Genomic DNA, 7,362 nt, shown 5'->3' on the forward strand with positions numbered 1-7,362 from the left:
TCCGGTTAATTCTAAGGAGTTTCTATATACTCTTGATGGTATCCATTTTTCTTCATTTTTTATATCTTTTTTGAGGATGGTTAATGCTTTTCCTGCTTGTTTTAATTTATTTAATGTTTCATTGTTCCATAGATTATTTATCCAGTTATTTATCTTTCTTTTGTTTATAGAGATTAGATAATCTAAATGTGGATATATGCTTTGTGGTAGGGTTAGACTGTATGATAATGTTATGCTACTCATTTATATACTCTCAATATCTGTGATGCTTGACTAATTTTTAATAACTTCTTCATATTAATAATTGTAGGTAAATATGATTAAAAAATCAAGATGCTGTTGTTAGCACAAGATGAATCATATCATTTTATATCAGTTTTGGTATTATTCATTTCTTTTGTATAAAAATCTAATCCCTCTATAAACCATAAATCCTCTTCTATTGTCCTTATTACCCTCTCCACATTTGCGTTGGTTTTCGGACTTCTTGGATAACTATATTTTAATCTTATAATCTAACATCTAAAATTTCTCTCTAACTATAATAATTTATCAAAAATTTGTCTGACTGAATACCATTTATTTTCTTTTTTTACAGCTATTATTTTACCTCTTTTTATTAATTGTCTGGTGCTTGAAGGACTATAACCTAAGGTTTTTAATAGCTCTGATACCGGTTCTAATTTAAAACCATTTCTTTCATATATTCCCAAGATTATCTTATCTAAATTTTCTCTTAAACTTTCTAAAATTAATTCTGTAAGCTTTGATATTTTTATATCTTTTAACTTTTGAATAACTTCATTTTTATCAGGTTTTTTTAAAAATATTTCTTTCATATAAGAATCCATCTCTTCCAATGCTTTATAATACTTCTTTTTATTTTCTTCATCACCTTTTAATATTACCGGTGGATAGCCTTTACTTACTAAAATATAATTTAAAATAATTCTTCCGGTTCTTCCATTTCCGTCATCAAATGGATGTATTTCTTCAAAAAATCCATGAGAAACCGCTAAACCATTAAAATCAAAGTTTTTATATAAATATTTTACAAAATCCACAAAAATTGATAGCCATTCTTCTATATAATTATTTGGTGGATTGAATTTTGCTCCGGCTATTTTTATTTCTCCTTTCCTAAACTCTCCAGTATATCCAAGCTCTTTATTTATCTGCCTTATTAACGGTATACCAAACAAAAATTCATTTTGTTTATAATTTTCATATCCAAGTCCATATATAAAATTTGCTGTTTTATAATAATTTAAAGCTTCTTCTTCATCTCTTGAAACCGGATTATTTGTTTTTAAAATCTTTTTTAATTCTTTTTCAGACAAGAAAAATCCCTCTATCAAAATAGAATTCCTTGTTTCTTCTTCCAAGATATACAGCCATTCTTTATTTTTTATAACCGGAGGTGGTAAACCCCCTAGTTCTTCAAGAATTATTTTCCTCTCTTTTATTAACCTTCCATTAATCATCTGTCACCATAAAATTAATGATATTTAACAAGATATTATAAAACTTTAAATTTATCTTGTCACTTTTTATAAAGATATTTTACTCCGTGACAGTTAAATAAGAAATAAAGAGTGAACTTCAAAAGATTTTGATTGTAGATTCTATCATATTTAACATCTGCATTATTTTTTAACAGATATATTGAATATAGGAAATAGCGTTGCAAAGATGAAAAAGCCTATTAAAATTGATAAAATTATTAATGTTAATGGTTCAAGCAGTGTTATAAATCTGTTTATTAATTTTTCTGTTTGTTTTTTATAGATTTCGGCAATCATTTTAAATATATCTTCAATTTGTCCGGTTTCTTCACCGATAGCTATCAGTTGAACAACATTTTCCGGAAAGATATTTTTTTCTTTTAAAGAAACAGATAAAGCTCTTCCTTTTTCTACATCATAAACAGTTTCCTTTATTAATTTCTGTAAAATTTTATTGGAAATACCGGCTGAAGATATTTCAATTGCTTTCGTTAATAAGACTCCACCTTCAAGTAATATAGCCATTGTATTAGCCCAGGAAGAAATTTGACTGTATAGAAATATTTTATTAAAAAATGGAATCTTCATTTTAAATTTATCCCAAAAATCTTCCTTAAGATACTTTTTATTTATTAAAAATCCCAATATTAAAAAGATAGGTATTAATTTAAATGTTATTGAAAAAATTTTAGAAAAAATGATAACAATCTTTGTTGACAAAGGAAGTTCTTTACCAAATTGGGTGTAAATTTTTACTACCGTAGGAACAACAATATTCATTATTATAATCAAAGCTAAAAATCCAACTGTTATAACAATAGATGGATAAATTAAAGCATTTATTATGTTAGATTTGAAACTATTTTGCTTTTCTAAAAAAGAAGATGCAGATAAAAAGATTTTACTTAATGCTCCGGAAAATTCTCCTGCTCTTATCATCTCAATAATAAATTCCGGAAAAATTTTTACTTCATTAAAAGCATCAGCTATAGATTTTCCTTCTGAAATTAAAGATTTTATCTTTAAAAGACTATTTTTTAGTTCCTCATTTTCCTGTTCTTTTGCTATTATCTCTATGGCAGATGTTATATGCACATTCTTTTCTATTAAAAGCCCCAATTGATAAAGTATTAAAATTATATCTTCAGAAGATGCTGATTTTCTAAATATTTTTATATCTAACTTTTTTCTCAAAGATTTTGTAGGCTCTTTAATTTCTATTGGTATTAAATTTTTTGAAACGAGTATATTTCTTACTTCTAAAATTGTTTCTGCCTCTAATGAGCCACTTATTTCTTTTCCATCTTTTGTTATTGCTTTATACTTAAAAATAGCCATTTTCTCTCATCTTAATGTTTTGCTGCCTGAATTACTTCTTCAATGGTTGTTATTCCATCTATTGCTTTTTTTAATCCATCTTGAATTAAGGTCTTCATTCCTTTTTTTAATGCATAATCTCTTATTACTTTGCTATCTGTTGATTTTGAAATAATTGACCTAAAATCTTCATCTATCTTCATAATTTCATATATTGCTATTCTACCTTTATATCCTGTATATAAACAATGTTCACAGCCTTTGCCTTTATAAAGTTTAAAATCATCTTTAATTTCTATATATCTATTTAAAAACTCTTTTTCTTTTATATCCGGAATTATTTCTTCTTTGCAAAATTCACAAACTCTTCTGACAAGCCTTTGGGCTATAACTCCTTCTAAGGAAGAGGCTATTAAAAATGCTTCTATTCCCATATCTGCCAGTCTTGTAATTGAAGAAGGAGCATCATTTGTATGTAATGTTGATAAAACAAGATGTCCTGTCATAGAAGCATGAACAGCCATCTCTGCCGTTTCTAAATCCCTAATTTCTCCAACCATTATTATATCTGGGTCTTGTCTTAAAATACTTCTTAATCCGGCAGAAAATGTCAAACCTATCTTAGGATTTACCTGAACTTGACTTATTCCATCAATCTGATATTCTACAGGATCTTCTACCGTTATAATATTCTTCCTTGGAGTTTTTAGTTTTAGTAAAGATGCATATAATGTTGTTGATTTACCGGAACCGGTAGGTCCTGTTACTAAAACAAGACCATAAGGTTTATTTATTATATTTTCAAAAATCTCTTTATCTTCCGGATATAAACCTAATTCTTCAAGAGTTAATATTTTTGTTGATTTATCAAGAAGTCTTATAACTACCCTTTCTCCAAATACGGTTGGTAAAGTTGATACCCTCATATCAATTTCTTTTTGTCCTATTTTTATTCTTATTCTTCCATCTTGAGGGATTCTTTTTTCTGCTACATTTAATTTTGATAAAACTTTTATTCTTGATACAACTTCCGGATATATAGATAAAGGTATTTCATTAATTTGATGTAATACACCATCCATTCTATATCTTACTATCACTTTATCACTAAATGGCTCAAAATGTATATCGGAAGCATTAACCCTCGTTGCTTTTAGAAATATTGAGTTAATAAGTTGAACTACCGGCGTATCAGAAGTTTGGAGAATATCTTCCGGCTCAAAACTTTCCTCACTTTCCTCTTTTAAAAATTGATTGGATAAATTAGAAAGATATTCTTCAAATTTTTCTTGAAACTCTTTTTCAGATATTAATATTAACTGCGGAATTGTATTTGTAAAAAATCTTATATCTTCTATTGCATAAAAAGGTGTTTTATCAGTAATATAATACTTATTTTCTCCTGCCGGTAAAATCTGATTGTTTTTAAAAAAAAGCGTAGAAAACTCCATAATTAGTTACCTTCTTTACTTTTTTCTGCCTTTTTTAGTTGTTCTAATATCTTTTGATGTTCTTCTGTTATTTTTGCTATATCTTCCGGACTATTTATTATAAAAGGTGTAAGAAATACAAAAAGATTTGTTTTATTCAATTCATTTGATTTATATTTGAATAAATTACCCACTACCGGAATATCTGATAAAATAGGCACTCCTTCCATTGTATCTATGGTTTTTTTAGATACAAGACCACCAAGTATTATAGTTTTTCCATTTTCTACCATTATTGATGTATTAATTTCCCTTTTGGAAGTAATCGGAACTACATAACTTATTTGACCTATCTGTGGTTTTTCATAACCTATAACTTCATTTGTTTCTTGATGAAGTTCCATAAGAATATTATTATCACTTATATGGGGAGTAACTTTCAGTTTTAAACCTACTTCTTTATAATCATAATTTATTATAGGATTTCCGTTTACATCAAATTTTAAACTTGAAGCAAAAGGGGTTACCTGTGATACATTTATCAATGCTTCTGCATTATCAAGGGTTAATATTTTAGGTGAAGATATTATATTAAATCCGGTTCCACTTTCAAGTAAAGACAATAAAAATAATAAATCGGGAAAAAATAAATTATTTCCGGATATAGAAACTGTCTTACCACTTTGGGTTAAAATACCTGACACAAAATTGCCAGTTCCAATTAAATTGTAAAAATCTTGAGATGATAAACCTCCTCTAAAAGTAGCTCCTCCTGAAGAGCCAAGTATTTGCCATCTAACACCTATTTCTCTCAAAGCTTTCTCAGATACTTCAGCAATCAATGCTGTTACAAGCACCTGTTTTTTTGGTTTATCTAAATCTGATATTAAATCTTTAATTGCTTCATATTCTGCTTTATTTGCGTATATTACTAAGATATTTGTTGTTTTTTCTGCAATAATTTTTGGTTTTTCATTTTTTTGATAAACAGGCTGGGTTATTATTTTTTTCTCTGGCATAGATTGATTTTGAGATGTAGAAACTTCTGTTTTTCCTTCTGTTGTTTCTTGAGTTTGTTTTGCTTCTTGGGATGAGACTTGATATTGAATCATCTGAATATTTTCTAATACTTTGTTTAATACATCTGCAATATCTTCTGCTTTAGAATTCTTTAATTTTACTGTCCAAAATCTTCTGTAATTTAAATTTTCACCTTGAATCGGTATGTCTATTGTATTAATTATTGCTTCTACATCCTTTATTATTTCCTTTGGAGCTTTTACTATAATTGTGTTATTAGATGATAGATTTACTATTTTATAAGATATATCTTTTTTCCCATAATCTGCAAAAAGATTATTTAAAGCAGTTGCTACTTCATCAGATTTAGAATATCTAATTTTAAAAATTTTTATTTCTTCTTCTTCAGAAAGATTTTCAATTAATGAAATTAATTGCTTTAAATTTTCTATATTATTTTTAGTATCTGTAATTATAATTAACTTTGCCGGATTATAGTTAAATATTAACCCTTGTTGGGATTTTAACCCTCTTAAAATATTTGCCACCTGAATAATATCTGCCTTCTCAACTTTATAAACAAATGTTGCAAGTTCAGAAGAACCTACTAATTTTTCAGTAATAGGCGGAACAGAGTTTCTAATATTGGATGGCACTATCTCAAAATATCCTTTTTTCTCCACAATATCATAATTTCTGGATTTTAAAATTGTAGTGTATAAATCCCATACCTGTTCTATAGAAAGAGGCTCATTTGAGATAAGTGTGACTTCTCCTTTTAAATCTGGAGGATATATTATATTTTTACCGGTCAAAGTAGATACGAAATAAGTTAAAATTTTTATATCAACTTTATCAAAGTTTAAAACAACCTTTTTTTCTTTTTTTGCTATCTGGGCAAGTTTTTTAAGTTGATTTTGGTCTATTTCTTCTGCTAAAGTTATAAAATTTATACAAAATATAAATAATATTAAAAAAATCTTATTGAATTTCATAATTTATTGTCCTCCGTTGACCATCTCTTTCAATAACCACATTTATTAAATTTTCATTTCTTAACATATTATATATTTTAAATACATCTTCTGCAGTTTTAACAGGCATTCCATTTACAGATATAATCGTATCACCTGCTCTAAAGCCGTATTTATAAGCAATACTATCTGGATTGATATATGCAAATTTATATCCTAATGTTTGTCCATTTTCAACAACCGGAATTATATTCACATCTTTTAATAAATTTCCTACATCTGCCGTTTCTTTTTCAACGATAGTTCTACTTAATTTGATAGTTTCATTTTGGAGAGAAGATAAAGGTGGTAAATTTTGTATTGAGTTCCCTTGGGAAGTACTTTTTTCTGAATATATTTTAATTTCAATTATATCTTTATCATTTTTCAGTTTTATTCTATCTTTCTCTATTTTTAATATGTAATACCCATTAAAATTTTCTCTTTCTTTTAGAATAATTATTTTTCCGTTATTTTCTATCATAGCAAGTTTTAAATTTCCAAACAAAAGTGTACCTATAAGGTTTATATGAGGTTGTTGATTATTTTGAACTTCAGAAAGATTAAATAAATTTTCTTTTAAAAAGATATTTTTAATATTTGTATATGTCTTATTTTTTGAATCTGTTTCTTCCTCTTGAATTGAATAAATTTTTTCCGGTAATTTTAAATTTTTTATACCTATAAAACCGGCTAAAACTACAGAAGCTAAAAAAGAAAAAGCAATAACATTAATAACTACTAAAATTTTTATAAAAAAATCTAATATATTATAAATATTAATCATTCCTCCAAATCCATTAAAACATATTTAATAATATATTACTTCCTGCATAAGAATTTGAGTAAGTTAAAAGAAAAACTATAAGAAATGCAAAGAATAATTTGCTTATAAATTTTATTTTTATAACCTCCAATTAATATGTTTAATATTAATTATATCTCAATTTTAATTTTAAAATAAAACTAAATTTAAATGTTATTAATAAACAGGCTCTTTTATGCCTGTTTCTTGATTTGGATTTAAAACCTTATGAACATATCTTTCTAAATCTCCTATGGCTTCTCTTCCTTTTA

General features: G+C 26.5%; 5 protein-coding genes and 1 pseudogene. All 6 read right to left on the reverse strand.

Annotation, left to right across the window (positions count from 1 at the left end; genetic code table 11):
* Window positions 1–243, reverse strand: a pseudogene (locus QOR43_RS08355) (RNA-guided endonuclease TnpB family protein); the annotation flags it as partial.
* A gap of 296 nt (window positions 244–539) precedes the next feature.
* Window positions 540–1,484, reverse strand: coding sequence for a Fic family protein (locus tag QOR43_RS08365; protein ID WP_265134333.1), 945 nt, complete (start codon window positions 1,482–1,484; stop codon window positions 540–542).
* 162 nt (window positions 1,485–1,646) lie between these two features.
* Window positions 1,647–2,843, reverse strand: a complete 1,197-nt coding sequence (locus QOR43_RS08370; protein ID WP_265134334.1) for a type II secretion system F family protein — start codon at window positions 2,841–2,843, stop codon at window positions 1,647–1,649.
* A gap of 11 nt (window positions 2,844–2,854) precedes the next feature.
* On the reverse strand, window positions 2,855–4,273 hold the full coding sequence (locus tag QOR43_RS08375) for a GspE/PulE family protein (protein ID WP_265134335.1): 1,419 nt from the start codon (window positions 4,271–4,273) through the stop codon (window positions 2,855–2,857).
* Between the two features lie 2 nt (window positions 4,274–4,275).
* Window positions 4,276–6,267 (reverse strand): type II secretion system secretin GspD, encoded by a 1,992-nt coding sequence (gene gspD, locus QOR43_RS08380; protein WP_265134336.1) that lies wholly within the window; start codon window positions 6,265–6,267, stop codon window positions 4,276–4,278.
* On the reverse strand, window positions 6,254–7,072 hold the full coding sequence (locus tag QOR43_RS08385) for a PDZ domain-containing protein (protein ID WP_265134338.1): 819 nt from the start codon (window positions 7,070–7,072) through the stop codon (window positions 6,254–6,256). Before QOR43_RS08385 ends, gspD begins: the two co-directional genes overlap by 14 nt.
* Window positions 7,073–7,362 lie beyond the last annotated feature (290 nt).

This window comes from Venenivibrio stagnispumantis (assembly GCF_900182795.1).
GTDB classification, from domain to species: domain Bacteria; phylum Aquificota; class Aquificia; order Aquificales; family Hydrogenothermaceae; genus Venenivibrio; species Venenivibrio stagnispumantis.

Excerpts from the sequence above, each read along its gene's own strand:
- QOR43_RS08385 (WP_265134338.1), bottom strand. The coding sequence starts at position 7,072 with ATGATTAATATTTATAATATATTAGATTTTTTTATAAAAATTTTAGTA.
- QOR43_RS08375 (WP_265134335.1), bottom strand. The coding sequence starts at position 4,273 with ATGGAGTTTTCTACGCTTTTTTTTAAAAACAATCAGATTTTACCGGCA.
- gspD (WP_265134336.1), bottom strand. The coding sequence starts at position 6,267 with ATGAAATTCAATAAGATTTTTTTAATATTATTTATATTTTGTATAAAT.
- QOR43_RS08370 (WP_265134334.1), bottom strand. The coding sequence starts at position 2,843 with ATGGCTATTTTTAAGTATAAAGCAATAACAAAAGATGGAAAAGAAATA.
- QOR43_RS08365 (WP_265134333.1), bottom strand. The coding sequence starts at position 1,484 with ATGATTAATGGAAGGTTAATAAAAGAGAGGAAAATAATTCTTGAAGAA.